The organism is Kiloniella laminariae (assembly GCF_027214005.1).
GTDB classification, from domain to species: domain Bacteria; phylum Pseudomonadota; class Alphaproteobacteria; order Kiloniellales; family Kiloniellaceae; genus Kiloniella; species Kiloniella laminariae_A.
The window spans coordinates 398,938-422,262 of sequence record NZ_JAPWGY010000002.1 but is presented as its reverse complement, the minus strand read 5'-3'; the positions used below and the strand labels follow the sequence as shown (position 1 = coordinate 422,262).

Below are 23,325 nucleotides of genomic sequence, written 5' to 3'. Positions count from 1 at the left end.
ATTTCTACTCAGCGGCTTTTGGCGGAGAAGAGCTTTCTTCATCAGACATAGAGATATCAGATTTCTTTAACCGCTGTCGCATCCTCTGTACAAAATTCCGGGTGTTGGAACGGATCATCAGGGAACAGGGGGTGATCACCAGTGTGAGAATGGTTGCAAAACACAAGCCAAAGGCAATGGCTGTGGCAAGCTGTGTCCACCACTGGGTCGAGGGCCCACCGATCTGTACCGTTCTGTTGATCAGATCGATATTTGTCGAGAGGACCATCGGCATCAATCCGAGAACAGTCGTGACTGTCGTCAACAAAACAGGGCGCAGGCGCTGGGCACCTGTGCGGATGATGGCTTCTTTCTGGTCCTTAAACCTGGTTGCAACATAATCATAGGTATCAATCAACACGATGTTGTTGTTGACCACAATGCCGGCGAGGGCAATGACACCGATCCCGGACATAACAATACCGAAGGGTTGTCCGGTGATCAGCAAGCCGAGCAGAACCCCGATGGTGGACATGATCACAGCTGAGAGGATCAGAAACGCGCTGTAGAAGCTGTTGAACTGGGTAACCAGAATGATTGCAATCATAAAGAGCGCAACGCCAAAGGCCTTGACCAGAAAATCCTGTGATTCCTGCTGGTCCTGATTTTCTCCCTTGAATTCGACCTTGACCGACGGATCGATGTCCTGGGTGGCGAGCCAGCTTCCCAGTTGCTTGACCATGTCATCAGCCAGAAGGCCCGGCCGGATATCGGATTTCACAGTGGCAACACGCTTGCTGTCGACGCGGTTGATCAGGCCGACTTTGGGAAAAGCCGTCCGGGTGATGAAGTTCGAGATCGGAATAAGGCCGACGTTGGTCTGTATCTTGATCTGGTCAAGATGTTCGATGCTCCGGTAATCACGAGGCAGGCGAACCACCAGATCAATTTCCTCATCACTTTCATCCGGGCGATAACTGCCGAGCTTCATCCCGTTTGTGACCATACGGATGTAACTGCCGATCAGGGCAATGTCGGCCCCGAATTTGGCCGCCTGTGCCCGATCGACGTCAATACGCCATTCGATCCCGGGAATGGGCAGGCCATCTTCGATATCGATGAAATCCTCTGACGCCTGAAGGTGATCGGCTATCAGTTTGGCTGTCGGATAGACCCCTGTCGGGTCATCTGAAGACACCTCGATCTGGATTGGTTTTCCGGATGAAGGGCCATCCTGTTCTTTGCGCAGTTCGATCGAGATGCCTGCCAGCATGCTCGTACGGTCGCGGATTTCGTCGAGGATTTCATCCGCAGGGCGGCGGTTGAACCAGTCGGTAAACTCCATCTGGATGTTGCCAATGACATCTTCGGGTTGATCCCTGCCAGTCGAACTTTCTGCATTGCTGTTGGCATAGATACTGTGGAATTCCTGTTTGTCATTCTGTAGTTCGATAATGATATCCTCGACCTGTTTGACCAGAAAATCACGTTCATCAATCGACATGTTCCCCTGTGCACGCACCTGTAGCACGACGTTATCCGGCTCGATATCGGGAAAGAACTCAACGCCCTTGCCATAGCTGCCATACAGAAAGATCACCCCGATAAAAGACACAAAGGTCAGGCTGAGGACAGTACCGGGGAAGCGAAGGACTTTTTCCATAAGAGAGATATAACCGCCAGTCAGCCCCTTGACCTTGTGCAGATCTCCGGTTTCTGAGGCTGCCAGGTTCTCCATGGTTTCCTTGTCTGCTGCGCCACCGGGCTTGCCTATCAGCCCGCCCAGGGTAGGGACTACCACCAGCGCCATCACCAGGGACGCGCTGAGGGTCGCGATCAGGGTAATAGGCATGAACTTCATGAACTCGCCCATGATGCCCGGCCAGAAAATCAGCGGGGCAAAAGCGGCCAGGGTTGTCGCTGTCGAGGCAATGATCGGCCAGGCCATGCGCATACTTGCTTGTTTGTAGGCTTCAACCCGGTGCAGGCCTTCGCTCATCTTGCGATCGGCAAACTCTGTGACGACAATTGCGCCATCAACCAGCATACCAACCGACAGGATCAGGCTGAAGAGAACCACAACGTTCACAGTCATCCCGGCAGCATGCAGCATCATGATCGAGGCCAGAAAGGAACCTGGAATAGCAAGTCCGACCAGCAGGGAAGAACGGAAACCCAAAGCAGCAACGACGACAATCATAACCAGAATAATAGCAGAAAGAACGTTGTTCTGCAGATCCTGGAGCATTGTGCGGATATCTGTGGACTTGTCCTGGCTAAAGGAAACCTCGATGGATTCTGGCCAGCTTTTCCGGGTTTCCTCGACCACGGCCCGAACCTGTTCAATGGTCTCGATAATGTTCGTACCGGTCCGCTTGGAAATTTCCAGTGTCAGGGCAGGGTGACTGTTAACCCGGGCGTATTCTGTCGGATCCTTGAAGGTTTTCCTCAGCAGGCCGATGTCTCTTAACCGGACAACTGCATCGCCATTGACCTTGACCGGCATATTGAGAATATCATCTGTACTCTCGAAAAGTCCCGGGACCTGGATGGCAAAACGGCCTTGTCCTGTATCAAGCGATCCGGCGGCAACCACAAGGTTCGACTTGGCGACGGCGTTTATAATGTCGTTTGCATCGAGGTTATAACTTTCCAGCATCAGAGGATCGACAACAATCTCGATCAACTCATCGCGGTCTCCAATCAATTTGGCTTCGAGGACGTTAGGCAGGGCTTCAAGTCTGTCCTGCAGATCCTTGGAGATGTCGAGCAAGGCCCGTTCTGGCACAGAGCCGGACAGATTGACGACCAGAATTGGAAAAAGACTCAGATTGATCTCGTGAACCGTCGGTTCATCGGCATCATCCGGCAGTTCTGCCTTGGCAATGTCGACCTTCTCGCGGACATCAGCCAGGGCCAGATCCACATCGAATCCTGCGTCAAACTCCATTGTGACATTTCCGCCCCCCAAAAAGGCTTTGGAACTCATTTCCTTGATGCCTTCGAGGCTGCGGAGTTCTTTTTCCATGGGTTTGAGCAGCAGGCGTTCAGCATCGGCAGGGGAAATGCCGTCGTGATGCATACTGACATAGATCGTGGGGATATCGATGTCGGGATTGTCTTCCTTGGGGATCGTGACGTAGGACACAGCCCCGGCAATCAAAATAAGGATCAGGGAAAGCAGAACTGTACGCGACCGTCCAAGGGCCGTTGAGATGATACCGTTCATGAGCGGTTATCTCCTCCGTTGAAAACCTGCAGTGTCCGGGCATCAACAGGGTCAACTGTCTGGCCGTCAGTTACCAGCTCCTGGCCTATCACGATAAAGGTCAGGGTTTCGGGCAGACCACCAAGCCAGAGACCATCAGAAGCGTTTTCGAGGATGCTTACTTCTCGGAACACGACCTGGTTTTTGTCATTTATCGTTTTGACGCCGACGGTACCAGAATCAGAAATTGTGAGAATCCCGGGAGAGACCTTGTGGGCCCGGGTTGTGTTTAGATCAATTGTGGTCTCTGCGGTCATTCCATCCGTGATGAGCCGCTTGTCATTGGGGACAGCAATTTCGATCCGAAATGTTCTGGTTGCGGGATCTGCCATGGAGGCGATAAACCGGACGGAACCCTTGATTTTCTCTCCAGTTACCAGTTTGACGGTTGCAGGGTCTCCTACAGAAATAAAGGGCACCAGCCGTTCACTGACATCCGAGGCAACAAGGATTGTCGAAAGATCGACAACGGTGCCGATTTTGTCCCCGACATCAACAAACTCGCCAATTTCGACGCTGCGTTCATTCAGCACCCCGTTAAAGGGCGCAGGAATACGGGTGTTGGAAAGAGCGACTTTGACCCGACTCAGTTCCGCTTCGGCAGATTCCAGTGCGGCTTTGCTTGCTGCGAGCTGGGTTTCTGCCTTGAAACCTTTTTGGGACAGGCGCTTGGCGGCCGTGTATTCAATGGCTCTTTGCTCTTTCAGGGCTTCATACTCGGCGACCTTGGCGGATCTTTCATTCACATCCAGCCGTGCGATGATCTTCCCCGATTCAACCCGCTGCCCTTTTTCATAGGGGAGTTCGACAACGCGTCCACTGGTCTCACTTTTCACGTCAACGTAACGCAAGGCTTCGGTCCGACCGCGTATGGTCAGATGGCGTGTAAAGCTTTCTGCAGTTTGTTGCAGGACGCGAACCGAAGGAATGCGCTGTGCCTGGTTCAGATCGACGGGAGGTTTCTTGATCTCTGGCTGTGTCGATGTTCCTGCCTCGGAATTTCCCGCCAACTGACCAGATGCCACCCAGGCAATAGATCCTGCAGCAAGTGTGAATGCAAGGAGATAGGATATTTTCATGATACGAGCCTGCCTGATGTCTTGCTGTTTGAGAGCGGCGGGAGGGAGGAAGCCTCACCCGGAAATGCGTGTTTGTGTTGCTCAAGATAGTCGAGCGAGGATTTGTAAATGGTCATGCCCAGGCCGTGGCAGAGTTGCTGTCCCAGCGGAAAAGTAGATGGGTCACAGTCACTCATGCGCTTTATGGTGTCCTGGTAAAAGGCGATCCGCTTGTCGATAAGCTGACGTGTCTGTCGAGGAGGAAGCAGATCGGAAAAATAAAGTAGAAAGAAAAAATCCGAAGTTACTTTATCGGGCGCAGGAGGTGTCATGAGACTCTCGATCAGCACCAGACTTCCCTTTTCTGTGAGACGATAGACTTTCTTGTCGGGGCGCTTTTCCTGGGCCATTTGGGTGCAATCTACCAATCCTTCATTGGACAGGCGTCCGAGTGCCGGATAGATCGAGCCAAAACTGGCATCCTGAAAGTGGCTGAAAGGGCCTTCCTCAAAAGCTTTTTTTATTTCGTAGCCACTGGCTTCTCCCAGATAGAGGGCGCCTAGGCAAAGAGTTCTGACATCCATGAAGATTTTCTCGTTTTATCATCTATGTGGGTTAGATATAGATCATTCCGTCATATATCAAGCCGATATATGACGGAATGATGTGGGTATCATGAAATTTTCTGTTTCCTGAAAACCAGGATTTGCAGGGTTTTATGGATTTCCGTTCCGGTTTCAGGGGGAGATTCCGGGAGAATAAAAGTGGGGATTTATCTAAAATACCCGAAATTGCCAGCGCTCTTGAGAAAGCGTAGAATGCAGGTAAGGAGAATATGTAAATGGACTATTCAATACCTGTATCCGGCCTTAAGCTGCAGTCTTTGAAAGTGTCTGTATCGGCGAATAATATCGTCAATGCGGGGTCTCTCGACTCTGGTCGCTTGCCGGAAAAGGTTCCCTTTACCCCCAGCGAGGTTAATGCCTTCAGCACAGAGCCGGGTGTGCGTGGATCTGTGCGTCAACTGACTGCAAATACCCCCTTGTCTGCGACAGGGCAGGCGAGTGATTTCCTTCAGGTTTTTTCTTCGACAGGTGTTAACATTGAAGAGGAACTGGTGAATCAGAAGCTTGCTGTCACGGCCTACAAGGCAAATGCTGCTGTGATCAGAACGTTCTCCGAACTTGATGAGGCGTTGCTGGAACTTGGCGCAAATACCGCTAAGTAAGATCTGTCATACGGGTGATTTGGTAATCCGACTTTTGCTCACGGTTTTTGGGGCCGCTTTCAAGCCTCTGTTCAGGATAAACCTCTCTTCAGGGGCGTTAACTTTACTGTTTGGCTCTTATCTCCTATAATAATACATCTGATCCGTGTGAACGGGCCTGTAGATGGTCAGTAAGCACCAGGAGATTGAGGCAGTACCAATGACACAGAAAACCGTTACCGATTTTGCAGGGGATGATCAGCGGCGCTTTCAGCGCATCTCTGTTCTCTGGAATGGTGAATGTTCCAGTGAAGATTCAGGCATGTCCAGCAAATGTGTTATCTTCGACATCTCTGTAAATGGTGTCCGTGCCAGATTTGAACAGGGGCTTGCAGTTGGTACGCGGCTGGTGATCAATATCTCTAATGGTGTTCAGTTTATCTCGGAAGTGGTTTGGTCAAGAGGCCAGGTTGTCGGGTTGCGCTTCAAGGATAGTCCGGAAAAACTGGCAAGTATCATGGCAGGCATTCTGCCCCTGCGTTGCCTGGAATTTATCTGAGCGAGGGATCAGTCTGATTCCTGATTTTTAACAAACTCCTGCTCGGTTTCTGACTGGCGAACCTCCCCCTTTTATCCCTGTTTAACGATTTTATTCCCGTATCGGTTTTATCTTTGCCGTGAGCAATCTTGGTCTGCCGGGATGTGCGTTTCCGGTTGGCCGAAGATTGAAAAAATGAGGGGCAGAAACGAACAATGCTGCTCGTATTGATTACTTGCTTGCAGGAGTCTCTGGTTCTTTTGGGAAAAACACTGCTGCCATGAGTTGTTTCATGGTGGGGTGGATGTGATCTATGGCTTCTATATTTCGGGAATACGGCCCTAATATTATTGCTTTTTTTGATGGTTTGTGGTTCTATAGTGTCCTGATTTTGAGCGGATTATTCTTGGTGAATATTCACTTATCCTCATGATTTATAAATATAATATCTTTTTGATTCCAGGTGGAGTATGATCCCCGTTCTGTCACAATTATTTTATACAATTTTGTGCCAGCCAGTATCTGCAAATTGACTATGCAACTAGAGATGGATAGCGTAATGCCATCCTTATTTGATTAGGTAACGAGATACCAAAAACAAAAATAATGCGCATCCTGCGCTGATCTTCGAAATTGGGAGGAGATATCGTGATTAAAAGAGGACTTCTAGCTACCGCGGCTGTTGCCGGTATGCTTGCAATGGGTTCTTTCTCTGCAGCTGAAGCCAAAACACTGGTTTTCTGTTCTGAAGGAAGTCCTGAAGGTTTCACCCCGGCACTTTACACTGCTGGTACAACATTTGACGCTTCGTCTCGCCAGGTTTTTAACCGCCTTGTCGAGTTTGAGCGTGGTTCCACTACAATCGTTCCCGCGCTCGCAGAGGGATTTGAAGTCAGTGAAGACGGTACGGAGTACACCTTTAACCTGCGTAAGGGTGTAAAGTTCCATACAACAAAATTCTTTACCCCGACACGTGATTTCAATGCTGATGACGTGATCTTCTCGTTTGAGCGTCAGCGCAATGCTGATCACCCATACAACAAGATTTCCGGCGGGAACTACGAGTACTTCAACGGCATGTCCATGCCGGATCTGATCAAGGACATCGTCAAGGTTGATGACTATACCGTCAAATTCATCCTGAACCGTCCTGAAGCACCGTTTATCGCCAACATGGGGATGGATTTCGCCTCCATTCACTCTGCTGAATATGCTGATGCAATGGCAGCAGCAGGTACTCTGGACGATTTCGACCAGAAGCCGGTTGGTACTGGTCCTTTCCAGTTCGAAGATTACCAGAAAGATTCCCAGATCCGCTATAAAGCCCATCCAGACTACTGGAGCGGTAAAGCACCTCTGGACAGACTGGTTTTCTCCATCACTCCTGATGCCTCTGTTCGTTATCAGAAGCTGAAAGCTGGTGAGTGTCACGTTATGCCTTATCCAAATCCTGCGGATCTGGAAGCAATGGCCTCTGACTCTGATGTGAACCTGATGCAGCAGGAAGGCCTGAACGTTGGCTATCTTGCATACAATTCTCTGATGCCTCCGTTCGATAACCCGAAAGTGCGTAAAGCGCTGAACATGGCCGTGAACAAAGAAGCCATCATTGATGCCGTGTTCCAGGGTGCTGGTAAAGTAGCCAAAAACCCGATTCCACCAACAATCTGGTCTTACAATGACGCGACTGTTGATGACGGATATGATCCGGAAGCAGCAAAGGCTCTGCTGGCTGAAGCTGGTGTTTCTGGTCTGACCACGAAAATCTGGGCAATGCCAGTACAGCGTCCTTACAACCCGAATGCCCGTCGTATGGCGGAACTCATTCAGGCTGACTGGGCGAATGTTGGTGTAACCGCCGAGATCGTCTCTTACGAGTGGGGTGAGTATCTGAAGCGTTCTAAAGATAAAGATCGTGACGGTGCGGTTCTGCTTGGCTGGACTGGGGACAATGGTGATCCCGATAACTTCCTGGCCGTTCTTCTCGGCTGTGATGGTGTTGGCGGTTCCAACCGTGCACAGTGGTGCCACAAACCTTTTGAAGACCTGATCCAGAAAGCGAAAACAACCAGCGATTTCGACGAGCGTATCAAGCTCTACGAAGAAGCCCAGATTGTTTTCAAGGAACAGGCTCCTTGGGCAACGATTGCTCACTCCGTTGTGTTCAAGCCAATTCGTCCGGAAGTTGTTGATTTCCGCATCGATCCTTTTGGTGGACACGTATTCTACGGTGTTGATCTAAAAGAATAAGTTAGGTTCAAATAACTGCTTTTGAGACGGGGAAGGTTCCAGTAACCTTCCCCGCCTTACTATAAGCGAACTGTCAGGATCGCTATGATACGGTTTATACTTACAAAGTTGGGACTTCTGATCCCGACATTCCTGGGTGTTACTCTTGTGGCTTTCAGTTTTATACGGATGCTGCCAGGTGACCCGGTAGAGCTTCTTGCCGGTGAGCGCGGTGTTTCCCCGGAACGTCACGCGGAACTTATGGCGACATTGGGTTTTGATAAACCTTTATGGGAACAGTATTTCTCTTTTCTGGTCGGCATTCTACATGGCGATCTGGGAACTTCTTTCTCCAGTAAACAGCCCGTACTTGAAGAGTTTTTTGTCCGGTTCCCGGCAACAATAGAATTAGCCACCTGCGCAATTATTTTTGCCGCCTTGATTGGCCTTCCAGCGGGAATTGTTGCTGCCGTTAAACGCGGTTCTGCTTTTGACCATACCCTGATGGGTATCTCCCTTACTGGTTATTCCATGCCGATTTTCTGGTGGGGGCTACTGCTTATTATTCTTTTTTCTAGCCCGGATATGCTTAATCTGACCCCGGTCTCCGGTCGAATTTCAGCCCTTTTCTGGGTGGATACCCAGACCGGATTTATGCTGATTGATTCGCTTCTCAGTGATGAGAAGGGGGCCTTTAAATCCGCAGCAGCTCACCTGGTACTGCCAACGATTGTTCTGGGAACCATCCCCATGGCGATCATTGCCAGACAGACCCGTTCAGCGATGCTGGAAATCCTTGGGGAAGACTATGTCAGAACGGCCAAAGCCAAGGGGCTTTCCCCGTTTCGCATTGTGGGCATTCACGCTTTACGTAATGCGCTGATTACCGTGATCACCGTAATTGGCTTGCAGGTTGGTGTTCTGCTCGCTGGCGCTATCCTGACCGAGACAATCTTTTCCTGGCCGGGTATTGGCAAATGGATGATCGATTCCATTTCCCGTCGCGATTATTTCGCGGTTCAGGGTGGTATTGTTCTGATCGCCTCCATTGTCATGCTGGTAAACCTGTTGGTTGACTTCATGTATGGCTTGATCAATCCACGTATTCTTCACCGGAGATCATGATGAGCCAGGTTCAAAACACTCTTGACCAGAATGAAACTCCCCAGACTGAAGCTCCTAAGCCGATCAGCCCGTTTCGCCAGCAGATGCGGGAATTCTGGTTTTATTTTTCTGAAAACAAAGGCGCTGTTGCCGGACTTTTCTTCTTTCTGTTTGTCGTTCTTGTGGCGGTGTTTGCAGATGTCATTGCCCCGCACTCGCCGATCGAACAGTACCGTGATTTTATTTTGATCCCTCCTGCGTGGCAGGAAGGCGGTAATGCCGAATTCCTGCTGGGAACGGATCCTGTGGGGCGTGACCTGTTATCCCGTCTGATGCATGGTGCCCGCTTCTCGCTTTACGCCGGCTGTATCGTTATTGTTATCAGTCTTTCCATAGGTGTGATGCTTGGTTTGTCAGCCGGTTTTTTCCGGGGTATGTACGAGACAATCGTCATGCGGGTCATGGATGTGATCCTGTCTATACCAAGCCTTCTGATGGCACTGGTTCTCGTTGCGATCCTGGGTCCAGGCTTGCGTAATGCTATGATTGCGATTTCGATCACCTATCTGCCACATTACGTTCGTTTGGCTCGTGCTTCGGCTGTCGCTGAATCAGCACGTGATTACGTTACTGCCAGCCGGGTTGCCGGGGCGGGAACATGGCGCCTGATGTGTATTACCATTCTGCCGAATTGTATGGCCCCCCTGATTGTTCAGGCTTCCTTGAGCTTTTCGACAGCTATTCTTGATACAGCAGCACTAGGCTTTCTTGGTATGGGGGCCCAGCCTCCTGCGTCTGAATGGGGCACAATGCTTGCCGAAGCACGCGAGTTTATTCTCAGTGCCTGGTGGGTTGTGACCTTCCCGGGAGTGGCTATTTTGTTGACAGTTTTGTCGATCAACCTGATGGGGGATGGCTTGCGCGATGCCCTTGATCCGAAGATGAAGAGGTCCTGATCCCCATGAGTTTATTGGAAATTAGAAATCTCTCCGTCGAGTTCGAAACGGCCCATGGTCTTTTCCGGGCGGTCGATAGTGTCGACCTTGAGATTGATCAGGGAGAAATGGCGGCGATTGTTGGTGAATCCGGTTCAGGTAAATCTGTGTCCATGCTGGCATTGATGGGGCTTCTGCCCTGGACGGCCAGAATCACAGCGGATCGGATGAACTTCGATGGCCAGGATCTCCTGACCATTTCCCAGAAAGAGCGTCGCAAGATTATCGGTAAAGATATCTCGATGATTTTTCAGGAACCGATGACAAGTCTCAATCCTTGTTTCACCGTGGGTTACCAGATCATGGAAGTGATCAAGGAACATCTTGGTGGAACTAAAAAAGAACTGGAGGCCCGGGCTGTCGAGCTTCTGGGGCTGGTGGGTATCCCTGCGCCGGAAAGCCGTTTGCGTGCTTTCCCGCACCAGATGTCCGGCGGGATGAACCAGCGTGTCATGATCGCGATGATGATCGCCTGTAACCCTCGCCTGTTGATTGCAGATGAGCCTACAACCGCGTTGGATGTTACCATTCAGGCGCAGATTCTCGAACTGCTCCAGGATCTTCAGCACAAACGTGGCATGGCTCTGGTTCTCATTACCCATGACATGGGGGTTGTTGCTGAAACCGCCGAGGTCGTAAATGTCCAGTACGCCGGACAGCAGGTTGAACGACAGAATGTTGTCGATCTTTTTGCCAGACCCCAGCATCCCTATACCCATGCTCTTCTGAGTGCTTTGCCTGAAAGGGCAACGGGCAAGCGATTGCCCTCTATACCGGGTGTTGTACCAGGGTTGCTGGATCGGCCAACAGGCTGTTTGTTCAACCCGCGCTGTCAGTTCGCAACAGACAAATGCCGTTCAACGCCACCGGCACTGCATAGTAAGGTGCTCTGTCACTATCCGTTGGTTGATGGCAAACCGACGAACAACCATCCAGGTGTTTCCAGCCAGGGATCTTCAGGCCAGGAAGCTTTGGGAGGAAATGTATAATGGCTGCTGAAACAGTTCTAAAAGCCAATAATCTCAAACGATATTATGAGATCAAGGGCGGTATGTTCGCCAAAGGGGGAACGGTTAAGGCTCTTGATGGTGCTTCTTTTAATCTGGAAGCCGGTAAAACACTGGCTGTTGTCGGCGAGTCCGGTTGCGGTAAATCAACTCTGGCCCGTCTGGTAACGTTGATTGAAAAGCCGACAGATGGTGAGTTGGTTCTCGGTGGTTTTGATATCGGATCTGCCCACACAGCCGAGGAAAAACGAACCCTCCGCCAGATGGTACAGATTGTATTTCAGGATCCTTACGGGTCTTTGAATCCACGGCAGAAGGTCAGTGCCATTCTGGAAGAACCACTGAAAATCAATACCTCCATGTCATCCGCGGAACGCCGGGCTGAAGTGCTCAGCATGATGTCACGGGTCGGGCTTCGCCCTGAACAGGCGGATCGCTATCCTCACATGTTCTCAGGTGGCCAGCGCCAGCGTATTGCCATTGCACGTGCCCTGATGCTGCGACCAAAGATTGTGATCCTTGATGAACCTGTCTCGGCACTGGATGTATCTATTCAGGCGCAGGTGCTTAACCTCCTGACGGATCTTCAGGAAGAAATGAACCTTGCCTATCTGTTTATTTCGCATGATCTGTCGGTTGTTCGCCATATTGCAGATGATGTGCTGGTGATGTATCTCGGGCAACCTGTCGAGCATGGTAGCAGGGAGGAGATCTTCAGCAATCCCCAACATCCCTATACTCAGGCCCTGCTTTCTGCGACCCCGGTTGCGGACCCGAGCCGTAAACGTGAACGGATCAAGCTGGTTGGAGAATTGCCTTCTCCACTTAATCCGCCTTCAGGCTGTACATTCCATCCGCGTTGTCCTCTGGCAAACGAACGTTGCAAGGCTGAAATGCCCAAGCTGGCTCCGACCAGTTCGGCTCAGGTTTCTTGCCACGCGGTCGCTGAAGGGCGGAATTAATATAAACCAGGTGATCTTTCTGGTGATGAAACGGATCCGGGTAACCGGGTCCGTTTTTTTTAATGCTTGAGGCCCGGCAGTGTTGTTGGCCGTATCCCTGTCGGTCTTGTTCCCCTTGTCGGAGCGACGGCTTCTTGACGCCTTGTCCTTGTGATGGCTACCAAGAAACAAAGCCATAAAACTCATTTAGATTGTAATATTTGTTTATTTTTCCCTTTATATTTGTATGTGTAAGGGCAATCATGATGTAATTGGTTTTCCTTAACACTTATTCTGTATCTTGGCAGACGTTCGAACGTAATTTGAAATTCTGGTGACGGGTATCATTGTGACAGGCCAGTCGCTTTTTCATTTGGTGGGGATATGCAAGAGACCGTAAATTTTTCTTCTGCAGTGTTGTGGAGCCGGGCTGAAGAACTGGTCAAGGAAGAGTATATTGCTCTTGGTCAGTTAATGGAGAAGCTGGGCAGTCCAAGCCCCCAGATTCGCTGGCGAGTTGATGCAGATCACCTCCCTTGTGAAGAGTTGAAATTTCTTTTGGACTGGTGGCAAACGACCAGGGCAGGACGTTTTGCACCAGCGCCTGCTGATGTCGACCCCTTTGCACTGCGCCCCATTCTCGGACGGGTGACTGTTCTTGATGTACTGGATGGTGGCGAGGACTTTAGATATCGGCTCTATGGGTCAGCGATTATGAATGAACCAGGAAAAGATCTGACAGGCCAGCTGGTTTCCGAAATCTGGACTCCGCTTCGGGCTTTTTTTGCGATCACCTATCGCGCCATGTTACAGCGCCGGGAACCGCTGTATACCCGGCACATACCGCATCACTCTCTCAAGCTGAGTACCTGGGACAGATTAATCCTGCCGCTTGGCGAGAACGGTCAGGTGTCGCGAATTCTTGTTGGGCTGATTTCGACGGCAGACTGATCCAGACAGCGGATATCGTAGCTCAAGACAGGCGCATTCCGTTCTGGTCAAATGAGCGGCAATCTGTTTCTCAGCCTCTTTCCAGGAAAACGACGGGAAGAAAATGACAAAACGGTGCTCAGGAGGTTCCATATTTTTTGAATTTTCGGGTCGCGATTTCCAGTAACTCGTTGATGATTCCAACCTGTACCCGGTTTTTTTGGATATAGGCAGAATAACGATAGACCAGCTTGGGATAAAACGGCCTGATCACGACGCCTGCAGCGGCCCAGATGGGAGCAGAAAAGGGTTCGAGAAGTGAAATCCCGAGACCTTGTCTGACAAGGGCATAGGCATTCCCGGAGTGCTGGGTACTGAATTGCTGTTTGGCATGAATGGCTTCATAGAGATCGGCGTGCTGCTGGAAGGAGAGGATCTGGTCACTGTCTAGGCCGATCATTCTTTCTCCTTCAAGATCGGCAGCACAAATAAACTCTTTTTCTGCCAGGGGGTGCCCGGGGGGGAGGGCGCAGATATAGTTGACCTTTGCCAGTGTGATCTGTTCGACACCTGGCTGTTCCCCCATCTGGTTGCCCAGCGCAATATCAATGTCATCGTCCTTGATGCGGTTAAAATAGCTCACAACATCGGAAGAATTGAGGGAAATAGAGATATCCGGGTGATTGGAGGAAAACTCCTCCAGTATTTCTGGTACGATGCTGATGGAAAGTGCTGGGAGTGAAATCACCCTGAGTTCTTTTTCCTTGTCGCGGGAAATATCTTCAGCGGCAGTACGGAGTTTGGTGAAGGCATCGAACACCTCGTCCAGCTTTCGGTAAAATTCCATCCCCTCCGGTGTCGGGACGACTCGCCCCTTGCGACGGTGGAAAAGGTTCAGCTTCAGCGAATACTCCAGGTCAGCCAGGAGTCTGCTTATGGTTGGCTGTGTCGTTTTGAGTTTTTGTGCGGCAGCAGAGATGGTGCCGTTCAGAATTGTTGCCCGAAAGGCCTCGAGCTGACGCATGCGCATGACAAATTCCAGTATATCAATTTTGTATATTGATATACGTCTTTATGCGTTGATTCCAGTCCATGACCTTGTATTTTTTTATGACTGAAAAGTTGCGGGAATAAAAAATATTCTGTTGCAAAGGGTTGGCCTGCGATTTCAGCTGAGAATTCTCTGTTTGGTAATTTTGTGCTTGTTACCCTAAATCTCGGTCGAGCAAAGTGGAATCAGGCAACCAAGATTTTTCCTAAGAGATTTTCCACTGTTGAGCTGGCTTCTGAAAATACAGGCAGAAGTGATAGATAACTCCGTTTCTAAAAAGGTGTATGGTTTCCGTGCGTTATACAGCCAAAGAAATGCTCTCCAGACTTGTTGCTTTTGACAGTGTTTCGAGCAACAGCAATCTTCCCCTGATCGAGTTTGTTGAATCCTATCTGGATGATCTTGGTGTTTCATCCCAACGTGTTCCCAACGCTGAAGGCACCAAGAGTAATCTCTGGGCGACGATTGGCCCGGATTGTGGGGGCGGTGTGATTTTGTCTGGACATACAGACGTTGTACCGGTTGAGGGGCAGCCCTGGGATACTGATCCCTTTGTGCTGACAGAAAAGGATGGAAAGCTTTATGGGCGCGGAACTGCTGATATGAAGGCTTTCTCTGCTATTGCGCTGTCTCTTGTTCCTGAAATGCTCGAAGCCAATCTCAAACGCCCTGTACATCTGGCTCTGTCCTATGACGAAGAAGTCGGTTGTCTTGGCGCGCCTTTAATGATCGAGGACATGGCGACAAAGGTTAAAGCCGAAGCCGTCATTGTTGGCGAACCAACCATGATGCAGGTCGTGAGCAGTCACAAGGGCGTACTTGGTCTGGAAACCCATGTCCGGGGGTACGAGGTTCATTCCAGCCTGGTCCACACAGGGGTCCCTGCCGTACATATTGCCGCCCGCCTGGTGCTCTGGCATGAAGAAACAATGGCAGAAAATCGCGCTCGTACAGGACAGCTGCCGGAAGTCGCGCTGTTTAATCCGCCCTATACGACCTTGCATTGTGGGGTGATCAAGGGGGGAACCGCTGATAACATTACGGCTAAAGACTGTATGTTCACTACGGATATCCGGACTCTGCCAACCGAAAATGCGGATGACTATCTCGAAGCCTATCGCGCGTACGTTGCGGAACTTGAAGCCGAGATGCAGAAAATCCAGCCTTCAACCGGCATTGATGTCAAAGTGACCTGTGCCGTGCCCGGGTGCCGTCGAGAGGAAGATGGCGCTGCGGAAAGGCTGGTGCGTCAGTTGACAGGCGATAATGCCGAACACGTTGTTGCCTATGGCACTGAAGCCGGGCAATTCCAGGATGGCGGCTACTCTACAATTGTCTGTGGGCCGGGGGATATTGCCCAGGCGCACGCTGCCAACGAATTTTTATCTTTACAGCAACTGGATGCCGGGGTGCAGTTCCAGCGCAGACTGATAGAGCATCTCAGTCGATAGATATTCAATTTTATACGAACACCTGTTCTTACCGAGGATCAAAATGCCGATTATCAACCGTTTTGCAGAACTTCACGATGAAATTACCCAATGGCGTCGCGAGTTGCATCAGAACCCTGAATTGCTGTTCGACGTCGAAGAGACTGCAAGTTTTGTTGCCGATAAACTCAAGGCTTTTGGCCTGGACGAGGTGGTCACAGGTATCGGTCGTACCGGGGTTGTCGGGGTAATCAAGGGACGAAACACCGGATCTGGCCGGGTGATTGGTCTGCGGGCTGATATGGATGCCCTGCCGATCCACGAGGATACCGGGCTGGAGTACGCGTCAAAAGTCGACGGGAAAATGCATGCCTGTGGACATGATGGTCACACCGCGATGCTGCTGGGTGCGGCGAAATACCTTTCGGAAACCCGGAATTTTGATGGCTCGGCTGTTGTGATCTTCCAGCCCGCGGAAGAAGGCGGTGGCGGCGGTCGCGAGATGGTCGAAGAAGGCATGATGGATCGTTTTGGCATTCAGGAAGTCTATGGACTTCACAACTGGCCGGGTGTGCCGGTTGGTGACTTCGCCACGCGTCCTGGTGCATTGATGGCGGCAACGGACCTTTTTTCCATCGAAATAACCGGATCAGGCGGCCATGCAGCCAAGCCCCATGAAACCATCGACCCCATTGTTGTCGGAAGTCATATCGTTCTTGCCCTTCAGTCAATTGCCTCTCGCAATATTGACCCGGTTGAATCTGTGGTTGTCTCTGTGACCACCTGCAATGCAGGAACGGCCTTCAACGTTATTCCCGAGAAAGCAAAATTGACCGGTACAGTACGGACATTGAGCGAAGCGGTGCGGGATCAGACCCAGACCCGTATCCAGGAAATTGTTGAATATACAGCGAAAGCACTGGGGGCAACGGCAAAGGTTGATTATCAGCGAAACTATCCTGTGGTGGTCAACCATGAGAAGGAAACCGCCTTTGCCGCGGATATTGCTTCAGAAATTTCCGGAGAGCAGCGGGTCAACACCAATGCCAACCCGACCATGGGTGGCGAGGACTTTGCCTATATGCTGAACGCCCGGCCTGGCTCGTTCATTTTCCTGGGCAATGGTGATACGGCACCGGTGCATCACCCGAAATACAATTTCAATGACGAGATTATCCCGGTTGGCTGTTCCTATTGGGCACGGCTGGTCGAAACGGCGATGCCTGCGAACAGATAAACGAAAAACCTCCCCCTACTGGGGGAGGATAAAAAGACCACGCAGGAAAAACTGAAGAAGACAAGATAACCAAGACAGGGAGTATACTGATGAAAATGAGGAATCTTCTCGCTGCCAGCGTTTGTGTTCTGGCACTGGGCAGCAACGTTGCGACAGCTGAAACTTTCAAATGGGCCTTTCAGGGGGATGTGCAGTCCCTTGACCCTCATGGGCTGAACGAAACCTTTACCCTCGGCTATCTGGGGAATGTTTATGAAGGTCTTACAGCCTATGACCAGGATCTGCAGTTGCAGCCTGCACTCGCTGAAAGCTGGGAAAACACCAGTCCGACAACCTGGGTGTTCAAACTGCGCCAGGGTGTAAAGTTTCACGACGGGAGCGACTTTACCGCAGACGATGTGATCTTTTCCTGGAAGCGCTCGCTGACCGATGGGTCCGACATGAAGGGCTACGGGGCCAAGATGGCGGACATCAAGAAGATTGATGATCATACTGTCGAGCTGGTAACACCAGCGCCGAACCCGATCCTGCCGCGGGAACTGGTTTTCCTCTATATGATGGATCAGGGCTGGTCGGAAAAACATGGTGCCAGCGAGGCAACAAGTCCAAAAGCAGCTGATTCAACTGCAACCTACGCCGCGCAAAATGCCAATGGAACCGGTCCTTTTATTCTGACTGAACGTCAGCCGGATGTGCGGTCAAAGTTTACGCGCTTTGATGACTACTGGCAGGATATTCCGACCAATGTGACCGAGGTCGAGTTCACACCGGTTTCTCAGGATGCAACACGGGTGGCAGCTCTGATTTCTGGTGAACTGGATTTGGTATACCCAATTCCGGTACAGGACTGGACCCGTCTTGAAGAAGCAGAAGGTGTGCGCCCTCTGACAGGTCCGGAAGCCCGGACAATTTTCCTTGGTATGGATCAGTGGCGTGATGAGCTTCTCTATTCCAGCGTCAAGGGCAAGAACCCTCTGAAAGACAAGCGGGTTCGTGAAGCCATGGCCCATGCCATTGATCTGAACGCGATTGACGAGAAGATCATGCGTGGAGCCGCGGTTCCTGCAGGGATATTGATTGCGCCGGAAATTAACGGTTTTGATGCGGCAATGAACACGCCGTATGACTACAACCTTGAAAAATCCAAACAGCTGTTGGCCGAAGCAGGTTATCCGGATGGATTTGAACTGGGCATGGATTGCCCGAACAACCGCTATGTCAATGACGAGAAGATCTGTCAGGCGGTTGTTGGCCTTCTTGCCCGTGCCGGCATCAAGGTTGATCTTAACGCACAGCCAAAGTCCAAGTACTTTGCCAAGGTCAGCCCGCAGAACGACAACGACACATCCTTCTATCTGCTTGGCTGGACGCCGGGTACGATCGATGTTCATAACGTTCTGTTCAATCTGATGTCCTCTTTCGATACGGAAGTGAACAGCGGACAGTTCAACTATGGCCGTTATTCCAACCCCCGGATTGATGCAATCACCCAGGAAGTAGAAAAAGAAACGGATATCACCAAGCGTCAGGCACTGATCGCAGAAGCTTTCTCGATCCTGCGTGAAGATGTTGGCTATCTGCCACTGCATCAGCAGCCTCTGTCCTGGGGGGTACGTGAAGGCGTTACCGTTGCCCAGCGTGCTGATAACGTACTGGACCTTCGATCCGTTGTGATTGAAAAGTAATCCGGAAAAGACAGATCGTATGATCTGTCTGGACAAGGTACAGGGGGCCTCTTGATTGGAGGCCCCCGAAGAGTTGCCCAAGAAGTTCCCAGGGGGGCAGAAATGTTCAAGTTTGTTTCAATGCGGCTGTTTCAGTCGATCATTGTGATGTTGGTTGTCGGCCTCATCGCTTTTGGTTTGTTCCGTTTTGTCGGTGATCCGGTCAACAATATGGTTGGTCAGGATACGACTCTGGAAGAGCGGGAGGCGCTGACAGAATCTCTCGGCCTCAACGATCCCTTTATTGTTCAGTATGGGCGTTTTGTCGGCAAGGCCGTTCAGGGGGATTTTGGTATGTCCTACCGCTTGCGCCAGCCTGTCAGCGATCTGATCGCCGAACGTTTCCCGGCGACACTTGAACTCTCTCTGGTTTCCGCTTTTATGGCGCTGCTTCTTGGGGTGCCGATGGGGATATATACGGCGCTTAAACCCAAAAGCCTGTTTAGCCGGGGCTTTATGACCCTCTCCCTGATGGGGGTCTCGCTGCCAACATTTCTGATCGGGATTTTGCTGATCCTGTTTTTCGGGGTGACATTGCGCTGGTTGCCGACATTTGGCCGGGGTGAGGTGATCCAGCTGGGCTGGTGGAGCAGCGGGTTCTTTACCGCGAGCGGTCTGAAGTCCCTGATCATGCCTGCAATTACCCTGGCAATTTTCCAGATGACGCTTATCGTTCGTCTGGTCCGGGCGGAAATGCTGGAGGTGTTGCGGACTGATTACATCAAGTTTGCCCACGCCCGGGGCCTGAGCCCCCGCCTGATCAATTTCTCTATTGCCCTGCGCAATACGCTGGTACCGGTGATCACGATCATCGGTCTGCAGGTCGGTTCTATCATTGCCTTTGCCATCATTACCGAAAGTGTCTTTCAGTGGCCGGGTATGGGACTGTTGTTCATTCAGGCGGTCTCTGAAGTCGATATTCCGGTGATGGCGGCCTATCTTCTGCTGATTGCCTTTGTCTTTGTTGTGATTAACCTGATCGTCGATATTCTCTATTTTGTCGTTGATCCGCGTCTGAGGGTACAGAGCTGATGAGTGATATGACCGAACAGCAGCCTTCTTTCCTGACGCGTCTGCGTGACAGTGATCTCTGGTGGAGTTTTATCCATTCACCCGGGGCGATTATTGCCTCTGTCCTCACGGTCATGATTGTTGCCGGGGCGCTTTTTGCCGGGCTGGTCGCACCGCACGATCCTTTTGATCTGGCAACCGTTGATCTTTTCGATGCGCTTCTGCCCCCCGCTTGGGAAGCCGAGGGTAACAGCAGCTATCTTCTGGGCACGGATGATCAGGGGCGGGATGTTTTTTCGACCATTCTTTACGGCTCACGCATTTCCCTGATTGTTGGTTTTGCCTCTGTGGCCCTGGCTGCGGTGATCGGGATTACTGTGGGGCTGATTGCCGGGTATTCAGGGGGAATACTTGATTCTTTCCTGATGCGGGTTGCCGATATCCAGCTCTCCTTTCCTGCCATTCTTATTGCCTTGCTCATTGATGGTGTGGCCCGGGGGATCTTGCCACGGGAAGCCCATGACGAGGTCGCGGTTTATGTGCTGGTGGTCGCCATTGGCCTGAGCTTCTGGGTCCAGTATGCCCGGACGGTGCGCAGCTCGGTCATGGTCGAGCGCAACAAGGAATATGTCCAGGCTGGTCAGGTTATTGGCTTGCCCAACTGGATTATCCTCATCCGGCACATCCTGCCAAATGTCCTTGGTCCGGTACTGGTGATTGCAACGATCCAGCTGGCTCTGGCGATCATTACCGAGGCAACCTTGTCTTTTCTGGGGGTTGGTGTGCCGCCGACATCACCGTCGCTTGGTACCCTGATCAGGATTGGCAATGATTATCTTTTCTCTGGTGAATGGTGGATCACCATTTTCCCCGGTGTCGCACTGGTGGTGCTGGTGCTTTCCGTCAATATTCTGGGTGACTGGTTACGCGATGCCCTTAACCCGAAACTGCGCTAACACTACTGAACCGGACGGGTAACACCGGAGGAACCATTTATGACCAAAGCACTTCTGGATATCAGAGACCTGATTGTTGAATTCCCCTCGCGCCATGGGGGTGTTGTCGCCGCCCGGCAGGTGAACCTGTCCGTTGCCGCGGGGGAAATCCTCGGGGTTGTCGGTGAGTCCGGCGCAGGCAAGTCAACCATCGGCAATGCCGTTATGAACCTGCTGGAACGCCCCGGACGTATCGGCGGTGGCGAGATCTACCTCAAAGGGGAAAAGATCAGCAATCTGCCAGATCACGAGATGCGCAAGATCCGCGGCAAGCGGATCGGGATGATTTTCCAGGATCCTCTGACTTCCCTTAATCCGTTAGAAACCGTGGCTGATCAGTTGATCGGTACGATCCGGACCCATCTTGATCTGTCGGCTGATGAAGCCCGGGCACGTGCGATTTCCCTGCTTGATCAGGTTGGCATTCCCGATCCGGCCGTGCGGGTCGATCACTATCCGCATCAGTTTTCAGGGGGCATGCGTCAACGCGTTGTAATTGCTCTCGCGCTCTGCGCTGAGCCCGAGGTTATCCTGGCGGATGAACCGACAACCGCGCTCGATGTTTCGATCCAGGCCCAGATCCTCGAGCTTTTGAAAGATCTGGTACGCCAGCGCGGCGTGGGCATGATCCTGATTACCCACGATATGGGGGTGATTGCCGAAGTGGCTGACCGGGTGGCGGTGATGTACCGCGGCGAGGTGGTCGAGACCGGGCCTACGGCAAAGATCTTGGGTGACCCGGATCACGCCTATACCCGTAGCCTGATTTCCGCAGTGCCGAGACCGGACATCCGCTTGCACCGTTTTCCGATGGTCGAGAGTATTGAACGGGCCGGAGAGCGGCGCGAGCTGGACCTTTCAACCCACTGGCTGGGGAAAGCGCGTGACTTTGATACCCGCGGGGGGGGAGGGGCAACAGGCCCGTTACTGGCCGTGAAAGATCTCGAAATGGTCTTTCGATCGGGTGGATTTCTAGGTAGCAAGGCCAGCAGCCTTCGCGCTGTCGACCGGGTTTCCTTTGATATCCGGGATGGCGAGTGTTTCGGGATCGTCGGTGAATCCGGCTCCGGAAAATCAACCATTGCCCGGTTGGTCACGGGAATTTACAAGGCGGCGGGCGGATCAATTTCCTTTAACGGCACAGATCTGACCAAGCTGAAAAACCGCAAGGAACTGAACAAACATCGCCGCCAGATGCAGATGATCTTTCAGGACCCGTTCTCTTCGGTCAATGCCAGAATGAAGGTCCGGGATATCATTGCCGAACCGATCCGGTTTCATAAACTCTCGGGCTCGGAAAGTGAAACCCGCCGGATTGTCGATGATCTGCTTGATCACGTCGGGCTGGGAGCCAGAGCGGCGGTAAAATATCCGCATGAGTTCTCAGGTGGCCAGCGTCAGCGTATTTCTATCGCCCGGGCTCTGGCAACCCGCCCGCGCTTCCTGATCTGCGATGAACCGACCTCGGCGCTGGATGTCTCCATTCAGGCCCAGATCCTCAACCTGCTCAAGGATTTGCAGGAAGAGCTTGGCCTGACCATGATGTTTATCAGCCACGACCTGCCGGTCATTCGCCAGATGTGTGACCGGGTCGGGGTGATGTCCAAAGGCCGGATGGTCGAGATCGCGGAAACAGAAAATCTCTTTGTCGCCCCGAAAGATGACTATAGCAAACATCTGATTTCCCTGATGCCAAGCTATAGCGGGCTGAGCGAGAGAGAGGTCGGACAGGCCGAGGCGAGTTAATTCCTTCGTCCAGCTATAGATCAAGTAAAGGGGGCTTTTATCAGAAGCCCCCTTTTTGTTTGGGATTTTTTGTCCTCAGGCGTAAGTTGCCTCGGCAAGGGAGCTGTGGATATGCGCCACCAGTTCGGCTTCCAGTTCGAGACGGGCTGCGAGCATACCAAGATAACCCTGCTCGGCTGGACTATCGACTTCTATTGCCATCAGCGAGGCGACATAGAGCTCGACCGCCTGCTCCTTGTTTGCCGCCAGCTTGACGAGGCTGTCGATATCCAGCGGTCTTCTGAGCTGATCCATGAGGAAGGCCTTTTCATCATTGGACAGGCCCAAGCTGTCAATCTTGCCAAAGATAGCTTCCTGTTCGGCGGCATCGATTTGACCATCAGCTTTCGCCGCGGCGATCATCGCGCTGACCAGTGCCGCGCCAAAACTGGCGGAACTGCCCTTTTCAGTGTCGATGGTAAAAGCAGAGTTGGCCGGGGGTAAGGGAAATTCCGGAGAAGACTCAAGGGCAGGGGATCTCCCGTCAGGCTGGGGTGTTGCCTGATGCGTTGCCTGAGCTGGCGGCTTGCCACCTTGCCAGTCGCGATAGGCTTTGTAGGCCAGCCCGGCGACCAGGGCGAGGCCACCGTACTGCACGGTTTTCCCCGCTATCTTGCGGCCTTTCTTGGATCCAAGCATATAGCCTGCGAGGCCGCCAGCGATAGCCCCTCCGGCCAGACTGCCGGAATTCTTGGACAGGTAGTCCTTGCCCCTTTGCAGGTTGGCACTGCCGCCTGTTCCCAGTACTTCATTCATCAGTCTTGATACGTCGAACATGTGACCCCATTGTTCTGTGAAACCAGTTTCTCTGTCTTGCGATACAAGCCTTGATATAG

The 23,325-nt window shown here is 51.8% G+C and carries 19 protein-coding genes; 14 read left to right on the top strand and 5 right to left on the bottom strand.

What is annotated here, in order from left to right; all coding sequences use genetic code 11:
- Positions 1-4: 4 nt before the first annotated feature.
- From O4H49_RS06675 to O4H49_RS06665, 3 genes are read right to left on the bottom strand one after another with little or no spacing between them, the layout of a single operon-like run.
- Positions 5-3,208 (bottom strand): efflux RND transporter permease subunit, encoded by a 3,204-nt coding sequence (locus O4H49_RS06675; RefSeq protein WP_269422658.1) that lies wholly within the window; start codon positions 3,206-3,208, stop codon positions 5-7.
- Entirely contained in the window at positions 3,205-4,326 is a 1,122-nt protein-coding gene (locus O4H49_RS06670; protein ID WP_269422657.1) for an efflux RND transporter periplasmic adaptor subunit, read from the bottom strand. The genes O4H49_RS06675 and O4H49_RS06670 overlap by 4 nt, the downstream gene beginning before the upstream one ends.
- Positions 4,323-4,889 (bottom strand): PadR family transcriptional regulator, encoded by a 567-nt coding sequence (locus O4H49_RS06665; protein WP_269422656.1) that lies wholly within the window; start codon positions 4,887-4,889, stop codon positions 4,323-4,325. The genes O4H49_RS06670 and O4H49_RS06665 overlap by 4 nt, the downstream gene beginning before the upstream one ends.
- Positions 4,890-5,146: 257 nt before the next feature.
- On the opposite strand from O4H49_RS06665, the gene O4H49_RS06660 reads away from it, so the two are divergent.
- From O4H49_RS06660 to O4H49_RS06625, 8 genes are all read left to right on the top strand, one after another.
- Positions 5,147-5,533 (top strand): flagellar basal body rod C-terminal domain-containing protein, encoded by a 387-nt coding sequence (locus tag O4H49_RS06660; protein ID WP_269422655.1) that lies wholly within the window; start codon positions 5,147-5,149, stop codon positions 5,531-5,533.
- A gap of 163 nt (positions 5,534-5,696) precedes the next feature.
- The gene (locus O4H49_RS06655) at positions 5,697-6,071 is read left to right on the top strand and encodes a PilZ domain-containing protein (protein WP_269422654.1); all 375 of its coding nucleotides are present in this window, start codon (positions 5,697-5,699) and stop codon (positions 6,069-6,071) included.
- Between the two features lie 669 nt (positions 6,072-6,740).
- Positions 6,741-8,300 carry an ABC transporter substrate-binding protein gene (locus tag O4H49_RS06650; protein WP_269423093.1) on the top strand — a complete coding sequence of 520 codons (1,560 nt, stop codon included), beginning with the start codon at positions 6,741-6,743 and terminating at the stop codon, positions 8,298-8,300.
- A gap of 84 nt (positions 8,301-8,384) precedes the next feature.
- Positions 8,385-9,404, top strand: a complete 1,020-nt coding sequence (locus O4H49_RS06645; RefSeq protein ID WP_269422653.1) for an ABC transporter permease subunit — start codon at positions 8,385-8,387, stop codon at positions 9,402-9,404.
- Entirely contained in the window at positions 9,404-10,339 is a 936-nt protein-coding gene (locus tag O4H49_RS06640) for an ABC transporter permease subunit (RefSeq protein ID WP_269422652.1), read from the top strand. Before O4H49_RS06645 ends, O4H49_RS06640 begins: the two co-directional genes overlap by 1 nt.
- Positions 10,340-10,344: 5 nt before the next feature.
- Positions 10,345-11,367, top strand: coding sequence for an ABC transporter ATP-binding protein (locus O4H49_RS06635; protein WP_269422651.1), 1,023 nt, complete (start codon positions 10,345-10,347; stop codon positions 11,365-11,367).
- Complete coding sequence (locus tag O4H49_RS06630) at positions 11,367-12,347, top strand: peptide ABC transporter ATP-binding protein (protein ID WP_269422650.1); 981 nt, start codon at positions 11,367-11,369, stop codon at positions 12,345-12,347. The genes O4H49_RS06635 and O4H49_RS06630 overlap by 1 nt, the downstream gene beginning before the upstream one ends.
- A gap of 363 nt (positions 12,348-12,710) precedes the next feature.
- Positions 12,711-13,277, top strand: coding sequence for a PAS domain-containing protein (locus tag O4H49_RS06625; protein WP_269422649.1), 567 nt, complete (start codon positions 12,711-12,713; stop codon positions 13,275-13,277).
- Positions 13,278-13,395: 118 nt separating this feature from the next.
- On the opposite strand, the gene O4H49_RS06620 is transcribed toward O4H49_RS06625, so the two are convergent.
- Positions 13,396-14,286 carry a LysR family transcriptional regulator gene (locus O4H49_RS06620; RefSeq protein WP_269422648.1) on the bottom strand — a complete coding sequence of 297 codons (891 nt, stop codon included), beginning with the start codon at positions 14,284-14,286 and terminating at the stop codon, positions 13,396-13,398.
- Positions 14,287-14,591: 305 nt separating this feature from the next.
- On the opposite strand from O4H49_RS06620, the gene argE reads away from it, so the two are divergent.
- The 6 genes from argE to O4H49_RS06590 all read left to right on the top strand — a co-directional run bounded on the left by argE (position 14,592) and on the right by O4H49_RS06590 (position 22,450).
- Positions 14,592-15,758 (top strand): acetylornithine deacetylase, encoded by a 1,167-nt coding sequence (gene argE, locus O4H49_RS06615; RefSeq protein WP_269422647.1) that lies wholly within the window; start codon positions 14,592-14,594, stop codon positions 15,756-15,758.
- A gap of 43 nt (positions 15,759-15,801) precedes the next feature.
- Complete coding sequence (locus O4H49_RS06610; protein ID WP_269422646.1) at positions 15,802-16,974, top strand: M20 aminoacylase family protein; 1,173 nt, start codon at positions 15,802-15,804, stop codon at positions 16,972-16,974.
- Between the two features lie 89 nt (positions 16,975-17,063).
- Entirely contained in the window at positions 17,064-18,659 is a 1,596-nt protein-coding gene (locus tag O4H49_RS06605) for an ABC transporter substrate-binding protein (RefSeq protein ID WP_269422645.1), read from the top strand.
- A gap of 102 nt (positions 18,660-18,761) precedes the next feature.
- Entirely contained in the window at positions 18,762-19,730 is a 969-nt protein-coding gene (locus tag O4H49_RS06600) for an ABC transporter permease (RefSeq protein WP_269422644.1), read from the top strand.
- Positions 19,730-20,665: an ABC transporter permease gene (locus tag O4H49_RS06595; RefSeq protein WP_269422643.1), complete on the top strand. Its 936-nt coding sequence runs from the start codon at positions 19,730-19,732 to the stop codon at positions 20,663-20,665. Before O4H49_RS06600 ends, O4H49_RS06595 begins: the two co-directional genes overlap by 1 nt.
- Positions 20,666-20,704: 39 nt before the next feature.
- Positions 20,705-22,450, top strand: coding sequence for a dipeptide ABC transporter ATP-binding protein (locus tag O4H49_RS06590; RefSeq protein ID WP_269422642.1), 1,746 nt, complete (start codon positions 20,705-20,707; stop codon positions 22,448-22,450).
- Between the two features lie 75 nt (positions 22,451-22,525).
- Here O4H49_RS06590 and O4H49_RS06585 read toward each other — a convergent pair whose 3' ends face one another.
- On the bottom strand, positions 22,526-23,266 hold the full coding sequence (locus O4H49_RS06585; RefSeq protein WP_269422641.1) for a tellurite resistance TerB family protein: 741 nt from the start codon (positions 23,264-23,266) through the stop codon (positions 22,526-22,528).
- Positions 23,267-23,325 lie beyond the last annotated feature (59 nt).

Excerpts from the sequence above, each read along its gene's own strand:
- O4H49_RS06630 (WP_269422650.1), top strand. The coding sequence starts at position 11,367 with ATGGCTGCTGAAACAGTTCTAAAAGCCAATAATCTCAAACGATATTAT.
- O4H49_RS06635 (WP_269422651.1), top strand. The coding sequence starts at position 10,345 with ATGAGTTTATTGGAAATTAGAAATCTCTCCGTCGAGTTCGAAACGGCC.
- O4H49_RS06600 (WP_269422644.1), top strand. The coding sequence starts at position 18,762 with ATGTTCAAGTTTGTTTCAATGCGGCTGTTTCAGTCGATCATTGTGATG.
- O4H49_RS06625 (WP_269422649.1), top strand. The coding sequence starts at position 12,711 with ATGCAAGAGACCGTAAATTTTTCTTCTGCAGTGTTGTGGAGCCGGGCT.
- O4H49_RS06640 (WP_269422652.1), top strand. The coding sequence starts at position 9,404 with ATGAGCCAGGTTCAAAACACTCTTGACCAGAATGAAACTCCCCAGACT.
- O4H49_RS06605 (WP_269422645.1), top strand. The coding sequence starts at position 17,064 with ATGAAAATGAGGAATCTTCTCGCTGCCAGCGTTTGTGTTCTGGCACTG.
- argE (WP_269422647.1), top strand. The coding sequence starts at position 14,592 with ATGGTTTCCGTGCGTTATACAGCCAAAGAAATGCTCTCCAGACTTGTT.
- O4H49_RS06665 (WP_269422656.1), bottom strand. The coding sequence starts at position 4,889 with ATGGATGTCAGAACTCTTTGCCTAGGCGCCCTCTATCTGGGAGAAGCC.
- O4H49_RS06590 (WP_269422642.1), top strand. The coding sequence starts at position 20,705 with ATGACCAAAGCACTTCTGGATATCAGAGACCTGATTGTTGAATTCCCC.
- O4H49_RS06670 (WP_269422657.1), bottom strand. The coding sequence starts at position 4,326 with ATGAAAATATCCTATCTCCTTGCATTCACACTTGCTGCAGGATCTATT.
- O4H49_RS06645 (WP_269422653.1), top strand. The coding sequence starts at position 8,385 with ATGATACGGTTTATACTTACAAAGTTGGGACTTCTGATCCCGACATTC.
- O4H49_RS06675 (WP_269422658.1), bottom strand. The coding sequence starts at position 3,208 with ATGAACGGTATCATCTCAACGGCCCTTGGACGGTCGCGTACAGTTCTG.
- O4H49_RS06660 (WP_269422655.1), top strand. The coding sequence starts at position 5,147 with ATGGACTATTCAATACCTGTATCCGGCCTTAAGCTGCAGTCTTTGAAA.
- O4H49_RS06610 (WP_269422646.1), top strand. The coding sequence starts at position 15,802 with ATGCCGATTATCAACCGTTTTGCAGAACTTCACGATGAAATTACCCAA.
- O4H49_RS06585 (WP_269422641.1), bottom strand. The coding sequence starts at position 23,266 with ATGTTCGACGTATCAAGACTGATGAATGAAGTACTGGGAACAGGCGGC.
- O4H49_RS06595 (WP_269422643.1), top strand. The coding sequence starts at position 19,730 with ATGAGTGATATGACCGAACAGCAGCCTTCTTTCCTGACGCGTCTGCGT.
- O4H49_RS06650 (WP_269423093.1), top strand. The coding sequence starts at position 6,741 with ATGCTTGCAATGGGTTCTTTCTCTGCAGCTGAAGCCAAAACACTGGTT.
- O4H49_RS06655 (WP_269422654.1), top strand. The coding sequence starts at position 5,697 with ATGGTCAGTAAGCACCAGGAGATTGAGGCAGTACCAATGACACAGAAA.
- O4H49_RS06620 (WP_269422648.1), bottom strand. The coding sequence starts at position 14,286 with ATGCGCATGCGTCAGCTCGAGGCCTTTCGGGCAACAATTCTGAACGGC.